The 26153-nt window shown below is 73.3% G+C and carries 22 protein-coding genes; 9 read left to right on the top strand and 13 right to left on the bottom strand.

The window, feature by feature from the left end; translation table 11 throughout:
• Nucleotides 1–33 precede the first annotated feature (33 nt).
• Nucleotides 34–2478: a SpoIIE family protein phosphatase gene (locus AB0D74_RS27510; RefSeq protein ID WP_362592413.1), complete on the bottom strand. Its 2445-nt coding sequence runs from the start codon at nt 2476–2478 to the stop codon at nt 34–36.
• 278 nt (nt 2479–2756) lie between these two features.
• On the opposite strand from AB0D74_RS27510, the gene AB0D74_RS27505 reads away from it, so the two are divergent.
• Together AB0D74_RS27505 and AB0D74_RS27500 are read left to right on the top strand one after the other, a co-directional pair.
• On the top strand, nt 2757–2987 hold the full coding sequence (locus AB0D74_RS27505) for a helix-turn-helix transcriptional regulator (protein WP_362592410.1): 231 nt from the start codon (nt 2757–2759) through the stop codon (nt 2985–2987).
• Between the two features lie 81 nt (nt 2988–3068).
• Entirely contained in the window at nt 3069–4232 is a 1164-nt protein-coding gene (locus tag AB0D74_RS27500) for an NAD(+)/NADH kinase (RefSeq protein ID WP_362592783.1), read from the top strand.
• A gap of 164 nt (nt 4233–4396) precedes the next feature.
• Here the strand turns inward: AB0D74_RS27500 and AB0D74_RS27495 are convergent, their stop codons facing one another.
• Both AB0D74_RS27495 and AB0D74_RS27490 read right to left on the bottom strand, forming a co-directional pair.
• The gene (locus tag AB0D74_RS27495) at nt 4397–6121 is read right to left on the bottom strand and encodes a hypothetical protein (RefSeq protein WP_362592407.1); all 1725 of its coding nucleotides are present in this window, start codon (nt 6119–6121) and stop codon (nt 4397–4399) included.
• A 134-nt stretch (nt 6122–6255) separates the two neighbouring features.
• Nucleotides 6256–7329 carry a substrate-binding domain-containing protein gene (locus AB0D74_RS27490; protein ID WP_362592404.1) on the bottom strand — a complete coding sequence of 358 codons (1074 nt, stop codon included), beginning with the start codon at nt 7327–7329 and terminating at the stop codon, nt 6256–6258.
• 111 nt (nt 7330–7440) lie between these two features.
• On the opposite strand from AB0D74_RS27490, the gene AB0D74_RS27485 reads away from it, so the two are divergent.
• A complete protein-coding gene (locus AB0D74_RS27485; RefSeq protein WP_362592400.1) occupies nt 7441–7914 on the top strand; it encodes a MarR family transcriptional regulator in 474 nt (157 codons plus the stop codon).
• On the opposite strand, the gene AB0D74_RS27480 is transcribed toward AB0D74_RS27485, so the two are convergent.
• From AB0D74_RS27480 to AB0D74_RS27470, 3 genes are all read right to left on the bottom strand, one after another.
• Nucleotides 7900–8094, bottom strand: coding sequence for a ferredoxin (locus AB0D74_RS27480; RefSeq protein WP_362592398.1), 195 nt, complete (start codon nt 8092–8094; stop codon nt 7900–7902). The two genes, AB0D74_RS27485 and AB0D74_RS27480, sit on opposite strands and share 15 nt — an antisense overlap.
• An 80-nt stretch (nt 8095–8174) precedes the next feature.
• The gene (locus tag AB0D74_RS27475; protein WP_362592395.1) at nt 8175–9407 is read right to left on the bottom strand and encodes a cytochrome P450; all 1233 of its coding nucleotides are present in this window, start codon (nt 9405–9407) and stop codon (nt 8175–8177) included.
• A gap of 145 nt (nt 9408–9552) precedes the next feature.
• Nucleotides 9553–10923: a hypothetical protein gene (locus AB0D74_RS27470; RefSeq protein ID WP_362592392.1), complete on the bottom strand. Its 1371-nt coding sequence runs from the start codon at nt 10921–10923 to the stop codon at nt 9553–9555.
• A gap of 113 nt (nt 10924–11036) precedes the next feature.
• Here AB0D74_RS27470 and AB0D74_RS27465 point away from each other — a divergent pair, with 113 nt between their 5' ends.
• Entirely contained in the window at nt 11037–12275 is a 1239-nt protein-coding gene (locus AB0D74_RS27465) for a molybdopterin-dependent oxidoreductase (RefSeq protein WP_362592389.1), read from the top strand.
• Entirely contained in the window at nt 12275–12763 is a 489-nt protein-coding gene (locus AB0D74_RS27460; RefSeq protein ID WP_362592386.1) for a hypothetical protein, read from the top strand. The genes AB0D74_RS27465 and AB0D74_RS27460 overlap by 1 nt, the downstream gene beginning before the upstream one ends.
• On the opposite strand, the gene AB0D74_RS27455 is transcribed toward AB0D74_RS27460, so the two are convergent.
• The 3 genes from AB0D74_RS27455 to AB0D74_RS27445 all read right to left on the bottom strand — a co-directional run bounded on the left by AB0D74_RS27455 (nt 12652) and on the right by AB0D74_RS27445 (nt 14909).
• The gene (locus tag AB0D74_RS27455) at nt 12652–13365 is read right to left on the bottom strand and encodes a methyltransferase domain-containing protein (protein ID WP_362592383.1); all 714 of its coding nucleotides are present in this window, start codon (nt 13363–13365) and stop codon (nt 12652–12654) included. The genes AB0D74_RS27460 and AB0D74_RS27455 overlap by 112 nt on opposite strands.
• A complete protein-coding gene (locus tag AB0D74_RS27450) occupies nt 13362–13988 on the bottom strand; it encodes a DUF2064 domain-containing protein (protein WP_362592381.1) in 627 nt (208 codons plus the stop codon). Before AB0D74_RS27450 ends, AB0D74_RS27455 begins: the two co-directional genes overlap by 4 nt.
• A 192-nt stretch (nt 13989–14180) precedes the next feature.
• On the bottom strand, nt 14181–14909 hold the full coding sequence (locus AB0D74_RS27445) for a glycosyltransferase family 2 protein (protein ID WP_362592378.1): 729 nt from the start codon (nt 14907–14909) through the stop codon (nt 14181–14183).
• A gap of 182 nt (nt 14910–15091) precedes the next feature.
• Here AB0D74_RS27445 and AB0D74_RS27440 point away from each other — a divergent pair, with 182 nt between their 5' ends.
• Both AB0D74_RS27440 and AB0D74_RS27435 read left to right on the top strand, forming a co-directional pair.
• Nucleotides 15092–15886, top strand: a complete 795-nt coding sequence (locus AB0D74_RS27440) for a response regulator transcription factor (protein ID WP_362592375.1) — start codon at nt 15092–15094, stop codon at nt 15884–15886.
• Nucleotides 15887–15888: 2 nt separating this feature from the next.
• Nucleotides 15889–17004, top strand: coding sequence for a HAMP domain-containing sensor histidine kinase (locus AB0D74_RS27435; RefSeq protein WP_362592372.1), 1116 nt, complete (start codon nt 15889–15891; stop codon nt 17002–17004).
• A gap of 86 nt (nt 17005–17090) precedes the next feature.
• Here the strand turns inward: AB0D74_RS27435 and AB0D74_RS27430 are convergent, their stop codons facing one another.
• Nucleotides 17091–18080, bottom strand: coding sequence for an NAD-dependent epimerase/dehydratase family protein (locus AB0D74_RS27430; RefSeq protein ID WP_362592369.1), 990 nt, complete (start codon nt 18078–18080; stop codon nt 17091–17093).
• 223 nt (nt 18081–18303) lie between these two features.
• Between AB0D74_RS27430 and AB0D74_RS27425 the strand changes: the two genes are divergently transcribed.
• Nucleotides 18304–19518: an acyltransferase gene (locus AB0D74_RS27425; protein ID WP_362592366.1), complete on the top strand. Its 1215-nt coding sequence runs from the start codon at nt 18304–18306 to the stop codon at nt 19516–19518.
• On the opposite strand, the gene AB0D74_RS27420 is transcribed toward AB0D74_RS27425, so the two are convergent.
• Nucleotides 19508–20071 carry a hypothetical protein gene (locus AB0D74_RS27420; protein WP_362592363.1) on the bottom strand — a complete coding sequence of 188 codons (564 nt, stop codon included), beginning with the start codon at nt 20069–20071 and terminating at the stop codon, nt 19508–19510. The two genes, AB0D74_RS27425 and AB0D74_RS27420, sit on opposite strands and share 11 nt — an antisense overlap.
• A gap of 308 nt (nt 20072–20379) precedes the next feature.
• Here AB0D74_RS27420 and AB0D74_RS27415 point away from each other — a divergent pair, with 308 nt between their 5' ends.
• On the top strand, nt 20380–21870 hold the full coding sequence (locus tag AB0D74_RS27415) for a subtype B tannase (RefSeq protein ID WP_362592360.1): 1491 nt from the start codon (nt 20380–20382) through the stop codon (nt 21868–21870).
• 40 nt (nt 21871–21910) lie between these two features.
• On the opposite strand, the gene AB0D74_RS27410 is transcribed toward AB0D74_RS27415, so the two are convergent.
• Both AB0D74_RS27410 and AB0D74_RS27405 read right to left on the bottom strand, forming a co-directional pair.
• A complete protein-coding gene (locus AB0D74_RS27410; protein ID WP_362592357.1) occupies nt 21911–23377 on the bottom strand; it encodes an alpha-amylase in 1467 nt (488 codons plus the stop codon).
• Nucleotides 23374–26142 carry a glucosidase gene (locus AB0D74_RS27405; protein ID WP_362592354.1) on the bottom strand — a complete coding sequence of 923 codons (2769 nt, stop codon included), beginning with the start codon at nt 26140–26142 and terminating at the stop codon, nt 23374–23376. The genes AB0D74_RS27410 and AB0D74_RS27405 overlap by 4 nt, the downstream gene beginning before the upstream one ends.
• Nucleotides 26143–26153: the final 11 nt, after the last annotated feature.

Raw genomic sequence — 26153 nt, 5'->3', positions numbered from 1 at the left:
CCGCCGCGCTCCGGCGGCCTGAGGCCCCGGTTCTCAGCCCTCGGCGAGGTACTGCTCGGCCCAGACGGTCTTGCCGGTGCCGGCGTGCCGGGTGCCCCAGCGCTGGGTCAGCTGGCCCACCAGGAGGAGTCCGCGTCCGCCCTCGTCGTAGGTGTGGGCCCGGCGCATGTGCGGGGCGGTGTCGCTGGAGTCGAAGACCTCGCAGGTGAGGGTGTGGTCGTCGTGGATCAGGCGGAGCCGGACGGGCGGACGGCCGTACCGGAACGCGTTGGTGACCATCTCGCTGACGATCAGCTCGGTGATGAACGCGGCCTCCTCCAGCTGCCACTCGGCCAGCTGCCCCGTGGCCAGCTTGCGGGCCTCGGCGACCTCGGCGAGGTCGAAGGGCAGCTCCCAGGTGGCGACCCGGTCGGCGTGCAGGGCCCGGGTGCGGGCGACGAGCAGGGCGATGTCGTCGTCGGGGCGGTGGGTGAGCATGGACGTCAGGACCCGGTCGCAGACGGTCTCCAGGGTCTCGGCGGGGCGCCCGAGCGCGGCGAACATCGTGTCGAGGGCGTCGTCGATGTCGTGCTCCCGGGGTTCGAGCAGGCCGTCCGTGTAGAGGGCGATCAGGCTGCCCTCGGGGAGTTCCGTCTCGTACGACTCGAAGGGCAGGCCGCCGAGGCCGAGCGGGGGACCGGCCGGGACGTCCAGGAAGCGGACGGTTCCCGCGGTGACCACGGCGGGCGGCGGGTGGCCGGCCCTGGCGACGCAGAGCCGTCGGGTGACGGGGTCGTACACGCTGTACAGGCAGGTCGTGCCGACGCCGCCCGCGGCCTCGGCGGCGGCGTCGGCACCGGCTTCCTCGGCGGAGAGGTGGACGACGAGGTCGTCGAGGTGGCTGAGGAGTTCGTCGGGCGGCAGGTCGACGTCGGCCAGCGTGCGGACGGCGGTGCGGACCCGGCCCATGGTGGCGGCGGCCCGCATGCCGTGGCCGACGACATCGCCCACGACGAGCGCGACCCGGGTCCCGGACAGCGGGATGACGTCGAACCAGTCGCCGCCCACCCCGGCCCGGCCGACCGAGGGCAGATAGCGGGTGGCGATGTCCAGGGCCGCCTGCGCCGGCAGGGTCTGCGGGAGCAGGCTGCGCTGCAGCGTCATGGTGGTGGTGTGCTGGCGCTGGGCGCGTGCGGCGCTCTGCATGCCGGCGGCGGTGCGCGCCGCGAGCTGCTCGGCCAGCCACAGGTCGTCCGCGTCGAACGGCTCGGTCTGCCGGTTCCGGGCGAACAGGGCCACCCCGAAGGTGCTGTCGCCCGCCCTGATCGGCACCGCCATCAGCGAGTGCGCCCGGCTCTCCCGGATCCACCCGGCGGCCCGCGGATCCTCCCGCGCCCAGCGGCTCACGACCTCGTCGCCGCCCGGGTACACCGTGCCCCGTCCCTCGGCCAGGCAGCGGCCCGACGGCGACCAGGGCGGGCAGTGCAGCACGTCGCCGGAGGGCTGCGGGAGCGGCGGCCCGTCGGGCAGCGACCGTACGGCGGCCCGGCGCAGCGCGACCCCGTCGGGCGGCGGTGCGCCGGGAGGCGCGGAGGCGTCCCGGGCGGCCTCGTCCGCGCGCGGGGGAGCGTCCAGCAGGTCCACGGCGCACACGTCGGCGAAGTCGGGGACGGCGACCTCGGTCAGCTCCCGGGCGGTGCGCTGCATGTCGGTGCTGGTGCCGATGCGCACCCCGGCGTCGCCCAGGAGCAGCATCCGGTGCCGTACCAGCTGCTGGGACACGTCGGCGTGGGCCGTCAGGGCCACCGCCCGCACCCGGCCGCCCGAGTCGGCCAGCGGTGTGAGCCGCGCGTGCCAGGTGCGCTCCGGGGCGGCCGGATCCAGATGGAGGCGGATCTCCTGCGGTCCGGCGCCGTCCAGGACGCGCCGCATGGCCGCCTCGGCCTCGGCGCTGCCCTCGTACGGCACGACGTCCGTCAGCCGCAGCCCCCGCATCGTCCCCTCGGCCAGCGACAGCGTGCGCTGCGTCGCGACGCTCGCCCGGGCCAGCCGCAGTTCCTCGTCGAAGACGGCGGCGACACAGGGCGACTGCTGGAAGGCCCATTCGCCGAGCGTCTGCCCGGCGGCGACCGTCGCCGGGCTGGTCACCGCGGCCACCACCAGCCACTCCGTGCCGCCCGGCGCTCCGTCCGCGGGTCTGCGGTGGACCAGCACGTCCTGGTCCACCCGGTGCCCGTCGCGGTGGAGCAGGGCCGCGGTCCCGGTCCAGCGCACGCCGGCCGCCGCCTCCCGCCAGGCGTCCCGCTCCGGTTCGGCGAGCAGCAGGGCGGCCCGCTGCCCCAGGATCTCGGCGGGCTGGTAACCCAGCAGCAGCCGGGCCCCGTCGCTCCAGCCGGTCACCACCCCCCGCCCGTCGACCGTGACCGAGGCGGTGCGGGCCCGCTGCGGAACGGCGTGCGTCTGCGCCGGGTTGCTGGGAGGGGTGGGAGGTCGTTCCATCGCCGCTCATCCTTCGGAACCTGCACGGCCGGCTCTCTCCCAGGATGATCCCGGCCGCCACGGAGCACCAATCCGCCGCACCTGCCACTCCGGGCGACCGGCGCCGCACCCGCCCGGGGGTTCGCGTGACGCGCCCCGTGACGTGCCCTGTGACGCGCCTGTGACACTCGGGGGACAGCGTGATGACGTCGCCTTGTGAGGGTTTTGTAAACGGACAAATCGCCCCAATCGGATCGATCTGATCGATCGGTCCGGATCGATCGGTCAAGGAACCCCTCATGAGCGCCACCGCAGCCACCCGGCACACCGAGACCTCCGCCGTCGCGCTGGCCCCGCGTGAGCGCGAGACGCTGAAGCACATCGCCGCGGGCTGCACCTACCTCCAGGCGGCCCGGCAGATGGGGCTCTCCAAGCACACGGTCGACGCCTACCTCCGCCGGATCCGCGCCAAGCTCGACATCAACACCACCGCCGAACTCACCCGGCTGGCCATCTCCCTCGGTCTGTGATCCCGCTCCGCCCGACAGATCCGCCCGTGCCGTGACAGCGTGGGAGGAGCGGCTGAGCACGGCGGTGTCCTGGAGGCGGAGATGACGGTGAACGGGCTCGGACTGGTGGTGCACGGCGGGCGCGCGGAGGCGGTGGACGCGGCCCGTGCGGTACGGGCGTGGGCCGCGGAGCACGACGTGCGGTGCACGGACATCGACGTGTGGCACGACGGCGGACGGCACCACTCCGGGGAGGAGGTCGCGGCGGCCGGCGATCCCGACCTGATCGTCACCCTCGGCGGGGACGGCACCTTCCTGCGCGGCGCCCGGCTCGCCGCCCGCAACGACGCGCTGGTCCTCGGCGTCGACCTGGGCCGGGTCGGTTTCCTGACCGAGGTGCCGGTCTGCTCGGTGCGGGAGGCGCTGGAGGCGATCCGCGAGGACCGCTACACCGTCGACAGCCGGCTGCTCCTCACCATGCGTGCCTCCCGGCGCCTGGAGGTGCCGGCCGACATGGAGCGGCTGATGCAGTACGGCCGCGGGCCGCTGCTGCCGCCGCCCCAGATCCGCACCGACTGCGAGCAGGACACCGACTGGGGCGTCCCGCTGCACGTCGCCGCGGTCAACGACATCGTCCTGGAGAAGCTGTCCCGGGACCGCCAGGTCTCCGTCGGCGTCTACGTCTCCGGCCGGCTGCTCGCCTCCTACTCCGCCGACGCGCTGCTGGTGGCGACGCCGACCGGCTCGACCGCGTACAGCTTCGCCGCCGGCGGCCCGGTCGTCTCGCCGTGCGCGGAGGCCCTCGTCTTCACCCCGGTCGCCCCGCACATGACGTTCAACCGCTCGGTCGTCACCGCGCCGAACGAGGCGGTCGGCCTGCGCGTCCTGGAACGCTCCGGACAGGCCGCGGTCAGCGTCGACGGCCAGGTGCGGGGCGTACTGGAGCCGGGGGACTGGGTCGGCGTGTACGCCGCCCCGACCCGGCTGCGGGTGGTCCGGCTCGCGGCGATGGACTTCTACGGCCGCCTGCGCGAGCGCATGAACCTGACCGACGCCCCCGCCGCGGTCGCCGACGGCACCCCTCCGCCCCTGTGGTCGCTGCGCACGCCCCCGCCCGGCGACATGGCCCACCTCTCGCTGCCGCTGATGGCGGCGGGGTACGCCGATGCGAAGGATCCGTGCGCCGACTGGAAGGACGGTGTCGCCCCGGCGCTGCGGAAGTCGGCCCTCCCGGGTCATGCGCAGGAAGACGGCGACACCCCCTGACCTGGGACGGGCAGGAGCGTGCCGACGGCGCCGTGACCCGCCTCAAGGCCCCGGCCGCCGCCGGACCAGGCTCCTGACGGACGGTCTGCGGACGGACGGTCTGCGGACGGGAACTCCGGCCCGCGCGGCAGGGCGCGGGCCGGAGCGGTGGGAGCGGGTACCGGTCAGTCCGCGGACCGTACCGTCGGCATGGCGAGCGCGACCGGCCCGCTCTTGCAGGAGTCGTGGCAGTCCTTCTCCAGGCTGCAGCACAGCGAGCAGATCGCCCCGGAGTGGAACGGGCAGTTCGCCACGTCCGGCCGCTCGAAGTCGGTCGCGCACACCGTGCAGGTCAGCGTGGCCGCCGACGGCAGCCCGTCCGCGCCGAGCAGCGGCTCTTCGAGGTCGTCGACGCGGGCGATGTAGTACTTCCCCTTGGTCAGCACCGCGAACAGCGGCGAGAGCACCATCGCCAGGAACAGCGCGATGAACGGCGAGTACGCCTTGCCGTACGCGCCGAAGGCGTTGAAGTAGGCGGCGATCGAGACCGCCGAGGCGATCAGCATCGAGCCGAAGCCGACCGGGTTGAAGTTGTGCAGGTGGGCCCGCTTGAACTCGATGTACGACGGGCTCAGCTTCAGCGGCTTGTTGATGACCAGGTCGGCGACGACCGCGCCGATCCAGGCGATCGCCACGTTGGAGTAGAAGCCCAGCACGGTGTTGAGGAAGCCGAAGACGCCGCCCTCCATCAGGGCCAGCGCGATGCCGACGTTGAGGAAGATGTAGACGACCCGGCCCGGGTGACGGTGCGTCAGCCGGGAGAAGAAGTTCGACCAGGACAGCGAACCGGAGTACGCGTTCGTCGAGTTGATCTTTATCTGGGAGAGGATCACGAAGAACGTGGCGAGGCCCAGGGCGACGGGCGCCGCGAACGTCTTGAAGCCCGACACGTACTGCTGGATCGGCTCGTTGGCCTTGGCGAGGCCCACGCTGCCCGCGATGTAGAAGGCGAGGAAGGCCCCGCCGATCTGCTTGGCCGCGCCGAGCACCACCCAGCCCGGACCGGCGGAGAGCACCGCCGCCCACCACTTCTTCCCGTTCTCCGGCGTCTTGTCCGGCATGAACCGCAGGTAGTCCACCTGCTCACCGATCTGCGCGATCAGCGACAGCGCGACGCCGGCGCCCGCGCCAACCCCGAGCATGCTGATGCTCGACCCGGTGGGCGAGTTGCCCGCGAAGTGCGTGAACTCCGAGAACTTGCCCGGCTCCTGGATCGCGATGGACACGAACGGCGCGACCATCAGGACCAGCCACACCGGCTGCGTCCACACCTGCATCTTCGACAGCGCGGTCATGCCGTAGACGACCAGCGGCAGGATGATGAGGGAGCAGATCAGGTACCCGACGGCCAGTGGGATGTGCAGGCCCAGTTCCAGGGCCTGCGCCATGATCGAGCCTTCGAGGGCGAAGAAGATGAAGGTGAAGCTGGCGTAGATGACCGAGGTCAGCGTCGAGCCCAGGTAGCCGAAGCCCGCGCCCCGGGTCAACAGGTCCATGTCGATCGAGTACTTGGCCGAGTAGTACGAGATCGGGATGCCGGTGAGGAAGATGACCACGGCCGCGGTCAGGATCGCCACCATCGCGCTGGAGAAGCCGTTGGAGATGGCGATCGAGCCGCCGATGGCGAAGTCCGCGAGATAGGCGATGCCGCCCAGCGCGGTGGTGGCCACCACGTAGGGGGTCCAGCGGCGGAAGGACTTCGGTGCGTACCGCAGCGAGTAGTCCTCCAGCGTGTCGTTCTGCGCCCAGTCGTTGTACGTCCGTTTGCCGTCCGCGCCGGCGTCCGTGCCGCGGCCGGTCCCGCCGTCCGCTACGGCCGGTGGCGCCTCTTTCCCGACGATCTCCGTCACGACTCTGCCCTCTCTCGTCCCCGGTCGTTTGCACGGAAGAGTCGCGGCGCGCTGTTTCCCGAACGTTTCACCCGCTTTAAAAGACAAAGCTTGATACTTCCCGTGGGAAGTATCGGGAACTATGGGGCGTGGCCTCAGAGTTGGGCGACGACGTGGAAGTCGAAGGCGTCCGCCCGTGCCAGGTACAGCCGTTGGGCGACATGGTTGCCACGCAGCCGTACGACACCCCGCGGCCCCTCGTACGACACCGCGTCGCCGACCGCGCACATCGCCCGCACCTCCAGCGATCGGGCCCGCTCGGCCAGGGCGGCCAGCAGCCGTACCCCCTCGAAGCAGGACTCGCCGAGGCTCCCCACCACCGGGGCGTGCACCCCGAACCGGGCCGCGTGCCGGGCGCCGAAGTCGAGGCTCTCGGCGGTCGCGAGGGTCTCGAAGAAACCGGCCGCCGCCCAGAGCCCGTCGGTGCCGTCCGCGCCGGTGGCCAGCAGGATGTTCTCGTCCATGTGGGTGCTCAGCCTGAGGCACCGCTGGTGCAGCCCGTACCCGGCGAACGCCCGGTTGAAGCCGGCCGCGTCCGCCCCCACCAGCAGCATCAGCACCGCGTCCGCCTCGCACCGCTCGATCCGGCGCAGCACCGGGCCGAACCCCTCCGTCCCCAGCGGCACGAACACCTCGTCCCGCACCCGCCCGCCGCACTCCCGCGCGTACGCCCGTGCGGTGCGGGCGGTCACCCGGGGCCACACGTAGTCGTTGCCCACGGTGCACCAGCGCCGCACCCCGGCCGCCTCCGCCAGCAGCCGCATGGCGGGCAGCAGTTGGGCGACGTCGGTCTCACCGGTCAGGAAGACGCCGGGAGTCCGCTCGCCGCCCTCGTACTGCGCGGTGTACACGTACGGCACCCGGCCCGCGATCCGGGGCAGCAGCGCCTGCCGTACCGCCGAGGTGTGCCAGCCCACCACCCCGTCCACGGCGCCCAGCGAGACCAGTGTCCCGACCTCGGCCGCCACCCGGGCCGGCGGCGCCCCGCCGTCCACCGTGACCAGCCCGACCTCACGGCCCAACACCCCGCCCGCGGCGTTCAGTTCCTCCACGGCCAGCCGCGCGGCCGACTCGCACGACGGGCCGAGGACGCCTGCCGGGCCCTGCAACGGCACGACCAGGGCCAGGAGCAGCGTGCCGCTCCCGTCGCTCGGCGGCGCCGGACGCATCGGCCACCTCCGTGCGGGCTTGGGGAACGCGGATTCCGGTCCCGGGCCCCGGCGCCGTCGCCAAGACTCGTATTCTGCGCGCACAGTAGACCTACCGGAAGGACACCGGCAATGCCCTCCGTACCCTCCTCACCGGACCTCGCCCACCTCCTCAGCCACGCCGAACGGCGGGTCGTGCGGCGGTTGGCCGCGGTGCTGGCAGAGGAGGGCTGCACGGTCGAGGAGTGGCGGGTCCTGTCCCTCGTCGGGGACGGCCAAGGGCACCCGATGTCCGAGATAGCCGACCACGCCCTGATGCCGGCGCCCAGCCTGACCAAGCTCGTCGACCGCATGGTCGCGGACAGCCTCGTCCACCGCCGCCCCGACCCCCACGACCGCCGTCGCGTCCTGCTCCACCTCACCGCACGCGGCGAGGGCCTGCACGCACGTGCCGCCCACCGGGTCCAGGGCGACCAGGCGCGGCTGCTCGAAGAGGTCGGCGACGGGGCGGCGCTGGCGAGTCTCCTCGCACAACTCTCGACGGCGGCCGAGGTCCGGACGGCCGAGGTCCGGACGGCCGACCTGGGGCCGTCAGTTCTCCCGTAGCCGGATCGCCGCGGCGGGGCAGATCGCCGCGGCCTCGCGGACCTCGTCGTACTGCTCCGGCGCGGGGCTCCCGCTCAGCAGCTCCACGATTCCGTCGTCGTCCTGGTCGAACACGTCGGGTGCCATCAGGACGCACTGTCCGGACGCGACACACCTGGGCTGGTCGACTTCCACCTGCATGGGGGCTCGTCTCCGTTCTTCGGGCCGGGTACGGGGCATCGGCTCACGGGAAATCGGCTTACGGACATGCGGTCGGCGGGTCACCAGGTGACGGGAAGTTCGTAGACGCCGTAGACCGCCCCGTCGTGCTTGAAACGCAGTTGCTCGGCGTCGGCGGCCAGGGCGAGGGTGGGGACGCGCCGGTACAGGGTGCCGTAGACGACCTGGAGTTCGAGGCGGGCCAGCGGCTGGCCGAGGCACTGGTGCACGCCGAAGCCGAAGGCGACATGGCGGCGGGCGTCGCGGCCGATGTCCAGCCGGTCGGGGTCCGGAAAGGCGGCCGGGTCCCGGTTGGCGGCGTCACCGGTGAGGACGACTCCGTCGCCGGCCCGGATCGTCTCGCCGTCGATCTCGATGTCCGCCAGCGCCACCCGGCGGCGCCCGGAATGGGTGATGGTGAGGTAGCGCAGCAGCTCCTCCACGGCCCCGGCGACCGCTTTCGGGTCCTCGGCGATGCGCAGGGCGGCGAGCTGGTCCGGATGCTCCAGCAGGGCGAGGGTGCCGAGGGCGATCATGTTGGCGGTGGTCTCGTGACCGGCGCTGAGCAGCAGCACACCCATCCGGGCGGCGTCGCGCTGCGTCATCTCGCCCGTGTCCACCCGCTCGACGAGCAGCCTGGAGAGCAGGTCGTCCCCGCCGGGGTGCGCGCGCTTGGTGTCCAGGAGTTCGTCCAGGTAGTCCGTCAGGTCTTCGAGGGCCTGGACGACCGCCTCGGGGGCGGAGGCGTGGTGCACGACGACCTTCGTGTTGCGCTGGAAGAAGCCGTGGTCCTCGTAGGGCACGCCCAGCAGCGCGCAGATCACCAGGGACGGCACCGGCAGCGCGAACGCCTGCACGAGGTCGGCCGGCCGCGGCCCGGCCAGCAGTGCGTCGATCAGGTCGTCGACGATCGTCTGGACCGCGGGCCGCAGGGCCTCCATCCGCCTGATCGCGAAGGGGGCCGTCACCATCCGGCGGATCCGGGCGTGCTCCGGATCGTCCATGGTGAGGAAGGTGCGGCGGTGCGCCTCGCCCGCCTTGCTGCCCGCCGAACGGTGCGGGTAGCCGGGCAGGGTGGCGTCGGAGCTGAGCCGCGGGTCGCCGAGCAGGGTGCGCAGCTGGTCGTGCCGGGTGACGAGCCAGGGTGTGGAGCCGTCCCAGAGCCGCACGCTGGACAGCCGTTTCTCCTTCATCAGGGTGCGCAGCTGTGAAGGCGGGTCGAAGGGGCAGCCGCTGGTACGGGCCATCGGGAAGTCGGGCGGGTCGGGTTGGCGTGCGGGGAGCGTCTCGGTCATGGGTGCCTCCGTTTTGCGGGAGCAATGTAGATGCCTTGGGCAACCTAACCGGGGCGGCAGGGTGGCAAACGGCGATATCCGGTCGTCGGCGCTCGGCGCTCGGCGCTCGGTGCTCGGCGGCAGTGCGGGACGGGTGCCCGGCCGTTCACCACCCCGTGAACAGCAGATGGTTCACCAGCAGCCCGAGCAGTGCCTGTGCCGTGAGCCAGACTCGTGGGCGGGGCAGGAAGGCGCAGGCCGGCAGGAGCCACATCGCGAAGGGCAGCCAGATGCGTTCCGTCTCCGCCTTGCTCATGCCGGACAGGTCGGCGAGCAGCAGTGCCAGCAGGGCGGCGCCCACGAGGAACGCGAGCCGTTTCTCCGCGACGGGCGCGGTGCGGCGGCGGACCGGCACGGCAGCCGCCCGCCGCAGCCCGGCCACCGTCGCAGGCCCCGTGACGACCACCGTGCAGGCCAGGTTGGCCCACACCCAGTAGCCGTACGGCCGGGTCCCGCCGACCCCCTGGTAGTAGCGGGTGACCAGCAGCCGGTACCCCTGCCACCAGTCGAACCCGGCAAGGGTGAACACGAGCGGGACGACCGCCGCCCCGGCCACCAGAAGCAGGGCGAGGAGGACCGGCCGCTCGCGGACCCGGCGCCGGCCGAGCACCAGCACCGCCGCCCCGATCAGCGCGAACAGCGTCAGGCCGTACGACAGGTAGCAGGTCAGCCCGTACAGCAGCCCCGCACCCGCCGCCCAGGCCACGGACCGGCCGGTCACCGCGAGCGCCAGCAGGGCCACCGTCCAGGCGGCGACCGCCGCGAAGTACCCGTCGGCCGAGGCACCCACCCACACCGCGGCCGGGGCCATGACCAGGAACGGCGCGGCCCGCCGGGCGAGCCGCTCGTCGGCCAGGGCCCGCACCGCGACCAGCACGGCGACACAGGCCGTCGACCCGACGGTGATGCACCAGGCGCCCGCCCAGCCGCCGCCGTGCAGCCCGATCCGGTCCAGGAGGACGAAGGTGAGCGTGGCCGCCGGCGGATGCCCGGCGATGTGGGCCGGCCAGGGCTCCGGGGTGCCGCTGACGATGTGGTGGGTGAAGTCCCGCAGCGTCGCCGGGATGTCGTGCCAGCGGCCGATGACCGTCAGGTACTCGTTCGGGCTGGTGAGCCGGCCCGCCACGCCCCGCTGCCAGCCGTCGACCAGCGCCAGCGACCACGTCCAGGCCAGACAGGCGCCCCAGGCCGCGCCGAGCAGCCCGCGCCAGGGCAGCCGCAGGGCCAGGTTCGGCCCGTACGCCACCACGGCGACCGCGACCAGCAGGGCGGCCAGGGTGCCCGGGCCCACGTGCGGGTCCCAGTCGGCGAAGATCGGCGGCCAGTGCACGAACAGGTTGCGGTAGGTGTCCTGGAGGTGCCGGCCGACCAGCACGGCGGCGAGCACCAGCAGGGCGGCGGCGAGGACGGCGAGCAGATCGGCGGCGCGACCGGCGGACCGAGGTGTCTGCCGATCGGGGTGCGGGGCGCGGGTCACACCGGAACGCTAGGTCGGCGACCGCGCCGGAGTGTGGATCAGGCGGCTGACGTCAGACTTTCGTCATGGGTCGTGCACCCGTTCCGGGGGTTTCCCCGGCCTACGGTCGGACCATGCGACCCGACGACCCACGGCTCCCCACCTCACCCGGCTTCTGGCGCAGCCCGCTCCGCGGCACCTGGTTCACCTCGGTGCTCGGCCTGGTGCTGCTCGTCGGCATCACCGTGCTGTTCGTGACCGGACTGGTGTCGTACGCCGCGTACAACCCGGACCTGGCCCCGGTGAACGACCAGACCCCGGACAAGGGCATCCTCGGCTTCTACCTCTTCTCCTGGCCGACGAACCCGTACTGGCTCTACCGGGTGACCCAGGGCCTGCACGTCACCCTCGGCATCGCCCTGATCCCGGTGCTGCTCGCCAAGCTGTGGTCGGTGGTGCCCAAGCTGTTCACGCTGCCCCCGGCCCGCTCGGTGGCCCACGCCCTGGAGCGGGTCTCGCTGCTGCTGCTCGTCGGCGGCGGCCTCTTCGAGTTCACGACCGGCGTCCTCAACGTCCAGCTCGACTACGTCTTCCCCGGCTCCTTCTACCCGCTGCACTTCTACGGCGCCTGGGTGTTCTTCGCCGCGTTCGTGGCACACGCGGTGCTGAAGGCGCCCGCGGCCGTCCGGACGGTCCGCCTGCGGCGGGAGGCAGGGGGCGAGTTGGAGTCACCGCGACCGGCCGCGCCCACCGTCTCCCGGCGCGGGGCGCTCTGGTTCGTGGGCGGCGCGTCCCTGCTGCTGCTCGTCACGACGGCGGGGCAGAGCATCGGCGGCGTATGGCGCCGCACCGCGCTGCTCGCACCGCACGGCGGAGCCGACCCCGGCAGCGGTCCTGACGGCTTCCAGATCAACAAGACGGCCGCGTACGCCGGGATCGACCCGCAGGAGACCGGTGCGGAGGCGTGGCGGCTCGTCGTCACCGGCCGGGACGGCCGGACGGTCCGTCTCAGCCGCGCCCAGCTCCTCGAACTGCCCCAGCACAGCGCCGCGTTGCCGATCGCCTGCGTCGAGGGCTGGTCGACCGCCGACCAGTGGTGGCGCGGGGTGCGGCTGCGCGACCTCGCCGCGCTCGTCGGCTACGACACCGACCCGCCGGACGTGCTCGTCGAGTCGATCCAGCGGCACGGCGCCTTCCGCCGCGCGGCCCTGCGCGCCAACCAGGTCGCCGACCCGCGCTCGCTGCTCGCCGTCCAGGTGAACGGCGAGGACCTGTCCCCCGACCACGGCTACCCGGCGCGCGTGATCGTGCCCGCCGCGCCCGGTGTCCTGAACACCAAGTGGGTGGCCCGGATGACCTTCGGAGACCTGTGATGCGCCCCCGCCCCCGCCTCCACCCCCGCCCCCGCCTCCGCATTGCCGTCGGCAGCCCCTTCCAACTCCTCCTCCTGGCCTGCTCGTTCGCGCTCGCCGCCTACGCGGGCGTACGGCTGCTCGCCGGCGACTGGCTCGGCGTGGCCCTGTGGGTGGTGGGCGCGGCGCTGCTGCACGACCTCGTCCTGCTGCCGCTGTACGCGCTGGCCGACCGGGCGGTCCGGCGCGGGCTGACCGCCGCCGGGCGGCGGGAGTGGACCATGTACGTCCGGGTGCCGGCCGCGCTCTCCGCGCTGCTCCTGCTGGTGTGGTTCCCGCTGATCAGCGGGATGGTGGCCGCGCACTACCGGTCGGCCACCGGCCGGTCGACGGACGGCTACCTGACCCGCTGGCTGCTGATCACCGCCGTGCTCTTCGGCGGTTCGGCGCTGCTGCTGGCGCGGCGGTTGCGCAGGGCCACGAAGCGCCGCCCGCCGGTCGCCCACTGAGTCTCCGGCTGCCACCCCCGCGCGTACCGCAGCAGGGCCGGGGTGCCGAGCCGCGCCCACCGGAAGGGGGCGCCGACGGCGTCCTGGGCGTCGGTGAGGTGGACGTCGGCGCGTTCGTCGACGTCCACCGGCGCGGTCTCGGCGATCAGCAGCCCGCCGGGGGCGAGGAGCCGGGCCGAGCGGCCGAGCAGGGCGTGCGGGTCGCCGCCGATGCCGACGTTGCCGTCCATGAGCAGGACGGTGCCCCAGCGGCCCTCGCCGGGCAGCGGCTCGAAGACCGAGCGGCGCAGGGCCTGGCCGCCGAACCGCACGGTGTGGTCGACGGCGGCGGAGCTGACGTCGATGCCGAGCACGGTACGGCCCCGGGCGGCGAGTTCGGCGACCAGCCGCCCGGGGCCGCAGCCGACGTCCAGGACCGCGCCCTCGCAGCGGTCGAGCACCGCCCGGTCGACCGGGTCGGCCCGCGCGCACCAGCGCTCCACGTCCAGGGGCAGCAGCCAGCCGTCCGTGCGGCGCAGGAACAGCGGGCCGTGCCCGGCGCGCAGCGCGGCGGCGTAGGGGTCGGTGCCGGTCCAGGGGACGGCCGGCGAGTGGGTGGTCATCGGCGGTCCGTTCCGCCGGGTGCCGTGCACCGGGCCAGCAGGGCGGCGAACCGGCCGTGCGGGACGAGGGCGGCGACGGCCGCCGCGTCGGCCGCGGTGTCCACGTCCCGCAGCGGCGGCAGGTCGCACACCCGCAGCCCGGCGCCGACGAGACGCCGCCGCTGGACGGCACCGGTCTCCGGTACGGACATCGGCACCCCGCGCAGCAGCGCGGGGTCCGGGTCGGCCAGCCCCAGCGCCCAGAACCCGCCGTCCTCGGCGGCGCCGAAGTACGCGTCGCACTCCGCGAAGTCCACGGTGAGGAGGGCCGGGGTGACCTGCGGGGTGTCCATGCCGATGAGCAGCGCGGGGCCCGGGTACCGGGCGAACGCGTCGGCGAGCCGCTCGTCCAGGCCGCCGGCACACTGCGGTACGACGTCGAAGCCGGGCGGCAGCCAGGGGCCGGGGGCGCCGTCCAGGACCAGGACCCGGCGGGTGGCGGGGGCTGCGGCGACGGCGTCCAGGGTGTCGGCGAGCGAGGCCTCCGCGAGGGCGGCGGCCTGCGCGGGCGAGAACGGCGGCGTGAGCCGCGTCTTGACCCTGCCGGGGCGGGGTTCCTTGGCGATGACGAGGAGGGTGGTCATGGGGTCCCTTGAGTGGTGCGGGTGGGTGGGGGCCGGGGGTGGGAACGCTCACCGGCGCTTGCCGGGTGCCGCTGCGCCCACCCGTGCCGCCCTGCGGCACGCCTGCCCGCAGCTGGGTAGCTGCGATGTCGCCCGCGGCTGCGGAGATGCGGCGGGCGCAGCGCCCCGTAAGGGGCGCGGGGAACTGCGCGGTCAGCCCCCGCCGGCCTGCACCCGGGGCGGCTCGTGCAGCACCCGGCTCATGTCCTGGACGGCCTGAAAGGTCCCGCGCCAGGTCCCCGTCACCTTGGACGCACCCACGCGCGGCCGGTACGGCACCTCGTGCTCGGCGATCCGCCAGCCGGCGTCCGCCGCCCGCACGACCATCTGCAGCGGATACCCACTGCGCCGGTCGTCGAGCGACAGCGCGAGCAGCCCCTCGCGGCGAGCCGCCCGCAGCGGACCGAGGTCGTGCAGCCGCAGCCCCGTGCGCCGCCGCAGCATCCGTGCCAGCGCCAGATTCCCCGCGCGGGCATGCGCCGGCCACGCGCCCCGCCCTTCGGGACGCCGGCGGCCGAGCACCAAGTCCGCCTCGCCGTCCAGGACTTCCCGCACGAACGGCACGAGGAGCCCCGGGTCCAGCGAGGCGTCGCAGTCGCAGAAGCAGACGATCCCGGCGGTCGCCGCGGTCAGCCCCGCATGGCACGCCGCGCCGAAGCCGCGCCGCGCCTCGTGGACGACGGTCGCCCCGTACGCCCGGGCGACGTCCGCCGAGCCGTCGGTGGAGCCGTTGTCCACCACGAGGGCCCGCCAGCCCGCGGGGATCCGGCCGAGCACCCAGGGCAGCGCCGCCGCCTCGTTCAGGCAGGGCAGGACGACGTCCACGTCCGCCGCCGGGGAAGGGGCCGGGGACGGGGAGGGAGAAGAAGGTGAGGTGGTCACGGCCTTCACCCTACGAACGCGAACCGGGCATTCCGGGCCTCGACTGCTTACGAAACGCGGACGTCGGCGCCCGGCGCCACCGGTGCCCCACGCCTCCCCTGTTCCTTACGAAACGCGAACGTCCCACCCCGGGCCCACGCCCGGCCGCGACACCCGCGACGGCCCGGTGCGAGGGTGGAGGCATGCAGCAGCCGTACGAGTTCACCGAGGCCCCGGCCCCGGCCGAGGCGGAGGCCACCGGCACCGGCACCGCCAGTGCCGGTGCCGGTGCCGCCCGGGTCCTGGTCGTGGACGACGATCCGACCGTCGCCGAGATCGTCGCCGGGTACCTGGACCGCGCCGGATACCTGGTCGACCACGCCGGTGACGGTCCCGCCGCCCTGACCCGCGCCGCCGCCCACTGGCCCGACCTGGTCGTCCTCGACCTGATGCTGCCCGGCATGGACGGCCTGGAGGTCTGCCGGCGGCTGCGCGGCCACGCCCCCGTCCCGGTCATCATGCTCACCGCACGCGGCGACGAGGACGACCGCGTCCTCGGCCTGGAGGTCGGCGCCGACGACTACGTCACCAAGCCCTTCAGCCCCCGCGAACTGGTCCTGCGGGTGGAGTCGGTGCTGCGCCGCAGCCGCCCCGCCCCCGCCGACCGGTCCTTCTCGTCCGCCGGGCTCACCCTCGACCCCGGCGCCCGCCGCGCCACCAAGGACGGCGCCGAACTCGCCCTCACCCTGCGTGAGTTCGACCTCCTTGCCTTCTTCCTGCGGCACCCGGGGCGGGCGTACAGCAGGGAGGACCTGATGCGCGCGGTGTGGGGCTGGGACTTCGGGGACCTGTCCACCGTCACGGTCCATGTCCGCAGGCTGCGCGCCAAGGTCGAGGACGACCCGGCCCGGCCGCGGCTGATCCAGACGGTGTGGGGCGTCGGCTACCGCTTCGAGCCGGCCGGACCCGGACCGGACGTGCAGGAAGGGGCGGCCTGACCATGCGCGACACCTTCCTCATCGCCCTGTACGCCTTCGCCGGCGCCGCCGGGACCGGACTGCTCGGGGCCGCCGCGCTGCGCCTGCTGCGCCGCCGCTCGCTGACCGCGTCCCTCACCGTGGTCGCCGCCGTCGGCGTGGTCGCGATGCTCGCCGGCACCCTGGCCGTCGCCTGGGCGATGTTCCTCTCCTCGCACGACCTGTCGGTGGTGACGACGGTCGTCGCGATGGCGGCCGTGGTGTCCCTGGCGACCGCGCTGATACTGGGCCGCTGGGTCGTCGCCCGCAGCCGTGAACTGGTCCTCGCGGCCCGCTCGTTCGGCGAGGACGGCGACTTCGCCGCGCCGTCGGTCCCGGCCACCGCCGAACTGGCCGAGGTGAGCCGCGAGCTGGCGGCGACGAGCGCGAAGCTCGCCGAGTCCCGGGAGCGGGAGCGGGCGCTGGAGACCTCGCGCCGGGAACTCGTCGCCTGGATCTCGCACGACCTGCGCACCCCGCTGGCCGGTCTGCGGGCCATGTCGGAGGCCCTGGAGGACGGCGTCGCCACCGACCCCGACCGCTACCACAAGCAGATCCGCACCGAGGTCGAGCGCCTCAACGACATGGTCGGCGACCTCTTCGAACTCTCCCGCATCCACGCCGGCACGCTCGCGCTGAGCCCGAGCCGGATGTCGGTGTACGACCTCGTCGGCGACGCGCTGGCGGGCGTCGACCCGCTGGCCCGCGAGTACGGCGTACGGCTGGTCGGCGACCGGGTGGAGCAGGTGCCGGTCGAGGTGGACGGCAAGGAGATGAGCCGGGTGCTGGGCAACCTGCTGGTGAACGCCATCCGCCGGACCCCGCCCGACGGCACGGTCGCGGTCGCCGCCGAGCGGTCGGCCGAGGGTGCCGTCGTCCTGTCCGTCACGGACGGCTGCGGCGGCATCCCCGAGGAGGACCTGCCCCGTGTCTTCGACACCGGCTGGCGCGGCACCCACGCCCGGACGCCCCCGGCCGGAGCGGGCCTCGGCCTCGCCATCGTGCGCGGGATCGTGGAGGCCCACCACGGGCAGGCCACCGTGCACAACATCCCCGGCGGCTGCCGGTTCGAGGTGGTGCTGCCCGCCGCCGCTTCCTGATCGCGGGCAGCACCACCGGTCCGTGTCGCGGGCGACGCCACCGGTCCGTCCGGGGCACCGGGCCCGACCTTCACCGGGCCCGGCTCTCACCGGGCGCGCGCGAACTCCCGCATCCCCTCCGCGAACCCGACCTCGGCCTTCCAGCCCAGTTCGGCCCGCAGCCGTGACGAGTCGGCCGTGATGTGCCGTACGTCGCCCAGCCGGTACTCCCCGGTGACCACCGGCAGCGGCCCGCCGTGCGCCTCGGCCAGCGCGTGGGCCATCTCGCCGACGGTGTGCGGCTCGCCGCTCCCGGTGTTGTACGCGGTCAGCGCACCCGGCGCGGAGTCCGCCTCCAGCGCCGTCGCGTTGGCGGCGGCCACGTCCCGGACGTGCACGAAGTCCCGGCGCTGCCGCCCGTCCTCGTACACCCGGGGTGCCTCGCCCCGGGCGAGCGCGGAGCGGAAGAAGGAGGCGACGCCCGCGTAGGGGGTGTCGCGGGGCATCCGGGGCCCGTACACGTTGTGGTAGCGCAGCGACACCGCCGACCCGCCCGTCGACCGGGCCCACGCGGCGGCCAGGTGCTCCTGGGCCAGCTTGGTCGTGGCGTACACGTTGCGCGGATCGACGGGCGCGTCCTCACCCACCAGCCCGGGCGTCAACTCCTCCCCGCACACGGGGCAGTTCGGCTCGAACCGCCCCGCGTCCAGATCGGCGACCGCGCGCGGCCCGGGCCGTACGACACCGTGCCGCGGGCACTCGTACCGGCCTTCCCCGTACACGACCATCGACCCGGCCAGCACGAGGCGGCGTACCCCCGCCTCGGCCATCGCGGAGAGCAGTACGGCCGTGCCCAGGTCGTTGCGCGAGACGTACTCGGCCGCGTCCCCGAACCCGACTCCGAGACCCACCATCGCGGCCTGGTGGCAGACCGCGTCCACGCCCGCGAGCGCCCGCCCCACCGCCACCGGACTGCGCACGTCGGCGCCCGGATCGTCCCGGACGTCGAACACGACCGCCTCGTGCCCGCGCGCCGTCAGCGCCTCGACGACATGGGACCCGATGAACCCGGCACCGCCGGTGACCAGTACACGCATGGGGCCACGCTAGGCGCGCGCGGCCCCCGGACCACGTGCCCACGCCCGCACGTCACGACTCCGTAAGACGCCACGCCGCCCCCGTCGCGCAGTCGCCGCCGCGGGGCCTGTTGAACGGCCCGGCCGGGGGTCACGTACCTGTTGCCGTGGGGCGGCGCGGTGCTGCCCGACGGCACCGGAGCGCGCTGCGGGCGGTGCCCGGAGGAAGGGTTGCGCCATTTCAGTGGAGACGAGTCGCCCGGCCGGAAGCACCCTCGACCTGGCCGCCCCCGTACGCCGGGAGGGGAGCGGGACCGGCGACGGCGACGCGGCGCGGGCCCGTCGGCAGGTGCGGGGTCTGGACGGCCTCCGCGGCCTGGCGGCGCTGTACGTCGTCCTGTTCCACTGCTGGCTGTACACCTTCCCGGGCTATCCGCACAGTTCGGCGCCTCCGTGGCTGGGCGGGCTGATGTTCGGGCGCCTCGCCGTCGTCTTCTTCCTGGTGCTGTCCGGGTTCTCCCTGGCGATCTCCCCGGCACGGCACGGCTGGCGGACGGCCGGGGTCGGCGAGTTCCTGCGCCGGCGCGCCTGGCGCATCCTGCCCCCGTACTGGGCGGCACTGGCCCTGAGCCTGCTGGTCTCCTGGTTCGTGGTGCCGGCCTCGCACTTCGGGCCGCCCACCGGCGCGACCGTCCTGGTGTACGGCCTGGTCGCCCAGGACGTGGTCACCGCCCCGACGCCGAACGGCGCGTTCTGGTCGATCGGGGTGGAGGCCGAGCTCTATCTCCTCTTCCCGCTGCTGCTGTTCGTCCGCCGGCGCTGGGGCGCCGTGCTGCTGGCCGTGTGCGTGACGGTCCCGGTGGTCGCCGCCGGGCTGACGGCGCCCGGCGGGACCCCCGTGGAGGGCGACAACTGGCTCGCTCCCCATCTCGCCCCGGTGTTCGCCGCGGGCGTGCTGGGCGCGGGGGTCGTGGCCGCGGGGGACAGGGTGCGGCGCCTGCCGTGGGGCTGGTTCGCCGTCCTGGCGGCCCTGCCGGTCGTCGCCGTGGGGGCCGTCCGGGGTTCCGTCTGGACGGTGAACCACTACTTCTGGATCGATCTCGCCATCGCCCCCGCCATGACGATGCTGGTCGCCGCCGTCGCCACCGGAAAGCCCGCCGTCCTCGTACGGCTCCTGACCGCGCGCCCCGTCCACGGCCTCGGCGGATTCTCCTACAGCCTCTACCTGATCCATCTGCCGGTCGTCCTGGCCGTGCTGCGCCGGGTCGCCCCGCATTTCGTGTCGCCGGGGCTGCCCACCTTCTGGTTCACGCTGGCGGTGGGCCTGCCGGCTTCCGTATGCGGGGCGTGGCTCTTCTCCCAGTTGTTCGAAATCCCGTTCAAGAAGAACAGGTCCTGGAAATCGATCGTCGCGGCCCGTTCCGGAGCCGCGGACCGGTCTCCGGCCGTCAGCCCGTGACGGTGGACTTCTGGCCGGCGGGAGTGACGGCGTACCACTGCCCGCCCTTGCCCTCGCCGTTCGTCTGCCCGGCCGCCGTGTCGCCGACGTACCGGTAGAGCGGCCAGCCGGCGAGGGTGAGCTGTGTCTCGCCGTTCCGGTGGACCGTGCCGAGGAGGCTCTTCTCCACCCCCGAGGTCTGCACGGACTCCGGCACGATCACCGGCAGCCAGGTCTTGGTGCAGGCGCCTGAGCACGTCCACTTGGACGGGTTCGGCTCGTCCTTGTCGTAGCGGTAGAGGGTCAGTCCCTTGTCGTCGGTGACGATGCTGCCCAGGCCCTGGGCCGCCCTCGTCAGCACGGCGGCGGTGGTGGCCGGCTGCCCGGCCGCGGGGCTGGTGCCGGCGGCCGGCGTGGAGACCGCCGGGTCCGGGGTGGCCGACGTGACCGGGGCGGCCGGGGCGGTCGGCGCCGCGGTGCCGGTGCCGCTGTCGTCCGAGGAGCCGCACGCCCCCAGCAGGAAGGCGGAGGCGAGCGCCAGAGCGAGGCTCGGACCGATGCGTCGCGGGATCAAGGAGGTGCCCTTCGTCGATGTCGCGTCTACCTGCTCCTTCAGTACGTCGGCCGCCTCCCGTCCGCTCAGCCGCCGCGTTCATGTGACGCACTCTTGACCATCGCGCGCGACCCGCGGCCCGCGGCGTGATGTTCAGGAATCTCAGGTCGATGAGCTGCCGCTATGGGTTGACCGTGGAGTCGCTGGAATTGTCGACGATATTGTCGGCAGTCGATTACGTTCGCTGCCGAGATCGAGACAAGCGCCCCGTGAAGCAGTTTCAGAACGCTCCGGGACACCCGCACCAGCGCTCTCGAAGGAGACACGACATGACGCACAGGATGAACCGCAGGGCCCTCATCAAGGGAATGGCCGCCGCCGCGGTCGCCGTTCCGGCGGCCGGGATCGCCGGCGGAGCGAACGCGTCGGCGGCGACGGCCGCGTCCGCCGCGACCACGGCCGACGCCCTGGCCTTCGACCCCGACGCGTACACCGAGATCACGACCACGATCTCCACCGACGACGGCGACAGGGAGGTCACCTACCACTTCTGGTCGGCCATCACCTACGTCACCGACCCGGTGGACGAGACCTACCAGAGCCTGACCGTGAGCGTCCCCGTCTCCGTCGACGGCACCGCCGTGGACGCCACCGACGCCCCGATCCTCGTCTCCAACTCGATCGGCGGCTACCTCCCCTCCTCGGTGTCGACCAACACGGGCGTCAGCAGCAGCCGGGCGAAGCTGGCGATCGCGGCGGGGTACGTCGCGGTGGAGCCCGGCGCCCGGGGCCGGACCCTGGTGGACTCCAGCGGTGACTACTACGGCACCGCACCGGCCGCGATCGTCGACCTCAAGGCCGCGATCCGGTACCTGCGCTTCAACGCCGGCACCGTACCGGGCGACACCGACAAGATCGTCACGGCCGGGACCAGCGCAGGCGGCGCCCTGTCGGCCCTGCTGGGCGCCTCCGGCGGCAGCTCGCTCTACGACGACCTGCTCGACGAACTCGGCGCGGCCGACGCCGACGACATCGTCTACGCCACCGGCGCCTGGTGCCCCATCACCGACCTGGAGAACGCCGACGGCGCCTACGAGTGGAACTGGGGCACCAACGAGACCGGCAGCGGCTCGGAGGTCGACCAGACCACCTCCGCGGACCTGATCGCCCTGTTCGAGACGTACCAGTCCTCGCTGGGCCTGACGGCGGACGACTACGGCACCGTCACGGCGGACAACCTCGCCGACTACCTGCTGGCGACCTACCTCGAACCGGCCGCCACCAGCTACCTGACGGACCTGTCGGACGACGACCGGACCACCTACCTGACCGCCAACACCTTCATCACCTGGGACGGTTCGGCGGCCACGTTCACCTGGTCCGACTACCTCGACCACGTGGGGACCCGCACCAAGAGCATCCCGGCCTTCGACGCCTTCGACCTCTCGGCGGGCGAGAACAACCTGTTCGGCGTCGACACCACCGAGGCCCGCCACTTCACCGACTACAGCCTCGCCAACGACACCAGCGGGACCGGCGGTTCGTCCCTGGACAGCGACATCCCCGCCAAGCTGGAGATGATGAACCCGATGTACTTCATCGGCGAGTCCAACGACGACCGGGCCAAGTACTGGTGGATCCGCACCGGGACCTCGGACAGCGACACCGCGCTCACGATCGTCGGCAACCTGGCTCTGAGCCTGGAGAACCTCGGGGACACCGTCGACGCCGCCATGTACTGGGACGGTGCCCACGGCGCCGACGAGGACCCGGCCGCCTTCATCACCTGGATCGCCGACGTGACCGGTTACACCGGCTGAGCCGAACCGCGCCCCGTGAGGAGCGCGGAGAGCGGCGCGCTCAGCCCCCACCGGGGTCGCGGGGGAGCGAGAGCAGGTGCCACTGCCAGGCGTCGAGGGCGACGAACAGGCCCGGGTCGGCCAGTTCGTCGCCCGCGCGGTCGTAGGTGCTCCCGTCGAGCAGCCCGGTCAGCCGGCAGGAGCGGCCCCGGAGTCCGTCCCAGGGGAGCGGAACCCGCCCCTGGGCCGGCTCCCCGGAGTAGTTGACCACGACGAGGCAGCGGTCCCGGTCCGTGGTCCAGGACCAGGCGAGGAGATTGCGGTGGCTGTCGTTGTCCGGCCAGCCCGTGCAGTCCAGCAACTGCCAGTCACCCTCGCGCACGGGGGCCACGGCGGCCACGAGCCGTTCGTGGAAGTCGCGCAGGTACGCGTCGGCATGCTCCTCGGGCCGGCGGGACAGGAACACCGGCAGGCGGACCCGGCGGCCCTCGAACTGGCCCTCGTGCCAGAGCGTGGCACCGGGCAGGGTGGCCACGGCCACGGCCGCCGCCCGCTCCCGGTCGCCCGGCAGCGCGGCGGCGGCCCGGGGCTCGTCGTGGTTCTCCAGGAACCGGACGAGCCCCCGCTGGTAGCCGAGGCCGGCCCGCACATGGGCGCGGACGGAACCGGCGTCCTCGTGGACCAGCCGGTCGTAGAGCCGCTTGTCGTAGCAGTGGTCGAAACCCTGCTGCTGGAGCGCCTGTTCGAGGTCCCAGTACGCCTCCGCGACGAAGAGCAGGCCGGGATGGCGCTCCCGGACCCGGCCGATGACGTACGGCCAGAAGTCCTCGGCGGGGACCTGCCCCGCCCGCTCGCCCCAGGTCTTCGCGAACACGTCGTTCATCGGCAGCATCGCCATGTCGCAGCGCACGCCGTCGGCCTGGTCGCCGATCGACACCAGCGTCTGGACCGTCGCCGCCCGGAGCCGCTCGCTGAAGGCGTTCAGCTGGACCACGTCCGGCCAGGGCGGGAAGTACGGGTCGCGGCCGAGGGCGTACACCTGCCCGGCGGCCTCGAGGAAGGCTTCCGGGGAGCGGGCCAGGTCCTCCGGCGTGCCCCGGACCAGGCAGTCCGGGCGCTCGGCGAGCCAGGGATGGTCGGGGGCCACGTGGTTGGGGACGTAGTCCAGGACCAGACGCACGCCGCGCGCGGCGAGTTCGGCCCGGGCCGCGGCCAGCCCCTCGGGGCCGCCGAGGGACCGGTCGACGACGTAGTCCCGTACGCAGTAGGGGGATCCGGCGACGTCCGCCTCGCTGAGGCCGGGCAGCGCCTCGCGGAAGGAGGCGAGCAACTCCGCGTTGTCCAGGGCGATCCGCAGCCCGGCCGGGCTGCGCTCCCACACGCCCATCAGCCACACGGTGTCCACGCCCGGCCGCGCCACCCCGTCCCAGACCTCGCCGGGAACATCGCCGAGGGTGACGGTGCGCCCGTACCGGCCGCTCAACTCGCCGAGCCAGACAAGGGTGTTGATCTCGTAGATCACCGTCATGACAGCGGCTCCTCCCGCAGCGCGCCCCAGTCTCCGGCGCCGACGACATGGAACAGGGTGGCGGTGACCGCGGCAAGCCCCGTCCAGCCGGTCTGGTGGGAGGCGCCGAGACCGGAGCCGTCGTCGCCGTGGAAGTACTCGTAGAACAGGATCAGGTCCTTCCAGTGCGGGTCCTCGGCGAACCTGGACCGGGCGCCGTGCACCGGGCGGCGGCCGTCCTCGTCGCTCAGGAAGGTCGAGGTGAGCCGGTCGGAGAGCGCGCGGGCGACCTCGTACAGGTTCAGCTGCCGGCCGGAGCCGGTCGGGTACTCCACGGTGAAGTCGTCGCCGTGGTAGGCGTGCAGGTTCAGCAGGGCCCGGACGAGCAGCAGGTTGACCGGGAACCACACGGGGCCGCGCCAGTTGGAGTTGCCGCCGAACATGCCCGAGTCGGACTCGGCGGGCAGGTAGCCGACGCCGTACGTCTCCCCGTGCACCTCGAACGTGTAGGGATGCGCCGCGTGGTGGCGGGACAGGGAGCGGATGCCGTGCGGGCCGAGAAACTCCTCCTCGTCCAGCATGCGGGCCAGGACCCGGCGCAGCCGGTCCTCGCCGAACAGCGCGAACAGGTGCCGTCCCGCCGCTCCGGACCCGAGGACGTCGTGGGAGGCGACCAGGCCCTCGACGGCCGGATGCCGCCGCACGAACTCCCTCGCGCCCTCGACGAGTTCGGGGAACCTGCGGTCGGTCCAGGCGCCGACCACGCTGGTCGCGACGAGCGGGATGAGGCCGACCATGGAACGCACCCGGAGCGGGGTGGCACTGCCGTCGGGCAGCCGCAGCACGTCGTAGAAGAAGCCGTCCTGCTCGTCCCACAGGCTCGCGTTGTCCTTGCCGATGCGGTTCATCGCGACGGCGATCCACGCGAAGTGCTCGAACAGCGTCTGCGCCTGCTCGACGTACACCGGGTTCTCCGCCGCCAGTTCGACGGCGATCTCCAGCAGGTTCTGGCAGTACAGCGCCATCCAGGCGGTGCCGTCGGCCTGGTCGAGCCGGCCGCCGGTGGGCAGGGGCGCGCTGCGGTCGAAGACACCGATGTTGTCCAGGCCGAGGAACCCGCCCTGGAAGACGTTGTTGCCGTCGACGTCCTTGCGGTTGAGCCACCAGGTGAGGTTCTTCGTCAGCTTCTGGAAGGCGTTCTCCAGGAAGACGCGGTCACCGCGGCCGGTGCGGTGCTTCTCCAGCTCGTAGACGAAGAGGACGGCCCAGGCGTGCACGGGCGGGTTGACGTCGCCGAAGTTCCATTCGTACGCCGGGATCTGGCCGTTGGGATGCAGGTACAGGCGGCGCAGCAGCAGCTCCAGCTGCGACTTGGCGAACCCGATGTCGACCATGGACAGCGCGATGGTGTGGAAGGCGAGGTCCCAGGCCGCGAACCACGGGTACTCCCAGGTGTCCGGCATCGACATGACCTCGTCGTTGACCATGTGGTACCAGGCGCTGTTGCGGACGCGCGGGTCGGCGGCGAGGGGATCGACGCCGTGCTCGGCGAGCCAGCGCTCCACGTCGAGGTAGTAGTACTGCTTGCTCCACAGCATCCCGGCCAGCGCCTGCCGCACCAGCCGCCGCTCGTCCTCGCCGAGACCGTCTGGGACGACATCCTCGAAGAAGGCGTCGGCCTCGGCCCTGCGGCTGTCCATCGTGGCCGCGAACCCGTCCCAGGGGTCGGTGAGTTCGCGGTCGCTCAGCCGCAGCCGGACGGTCGCCGCGCCGCCGCCGGGCACGGCCGCCACATGGTGCAACGCCGCCTTGGTCCCGGTCAGTTCGGGGTTGACGGCGTCCTTCTCGCCATGGACGACGTACCGGCCGATGCCGTCCTTCACGTACGGGGACGCGTTCGGGCTGCCGAAGACCCGCTCGTTGTTCGTGTCGTTCTCGGTGAACAGCGCGGGCGCGTCGGTGTCCCAGTACAGCCAGTGCGGGCCGAGTTCCGCGTGGTCGGCCCGGATGCCGCCAGGGACCTGCCGCAGGCCGGGCACCTCCGTGCCGCCCGCCCACGACCAGGTGTGCCGGAACCACAGAGTCGGCAGCAGATGCAGCGTGGCCTCGTCGGGGCCGCGGTTGTACGCGGTGATCTCGACGAGCAGGTCCTCGGGACCGGCCTTCGCGTACTCCACGAACACGTCGAAGTAGCGGCTCTCGTCGAAGACGCCGGTGTCCAGCAGCTCGTACTCGGGCTCGCCGCGTCCGCGGCCCCGGTTGACGGCCACCAGGTCCTCGTACGGGAACTCCGCCTGCGGGTACTTGTAGAGGAACTTCATGTACGAGTGGGTGGGCGTCGAGTCGAGGTGGAAGTAGTACTCCTTGACGTCCTCGCCGTGGTTGCCCTCGGCGTTGGTGAGGCCGAACATCCGCTCCTTGAGGATCGGGTCGCGGCCGTTCCACAGCGCCAGCGCGAGGCACAGCCGCTGCTTGTCGTCGCTGACGCCCGCGATGCCGTCCTCGCCCCAGCGGTAGGCCCGGGAACGGGCCTGGTCATGGGTGAAGTACGACCAGGCGTCGCCGTCGGGGCTGTAGTCCTCGCGCACCGTGCCCCACTGCCGCTCGCTCAGATACGGCCCCCAGCGCCGCCACGCCACCCGCCCCGCGTCGGCCGCCGCCAGCCGCAGCCGCTCGGCATCCGCCCCGCCACCGCGCCCGGTGCCGTCCGCACCGAGCTCCGTGCCGTCCGGAGCGCGCCCCGTGTCGTCCGCACCGCGCTCCGTGTCATCCGCGTTGTCCGCCATCGCACGCCGTC

Source organism: Streptomyces sp. NPDC048278 (assembly GCF_040652195.1).
GTDB lineage: Bacteria > Actinomycetota > Actinomycetes > Streptomycetales > Streptomycetaceae > Streptomyces.
This window is presented reverse-complemented; position numbering and strand designations above follow the sequence as displayed.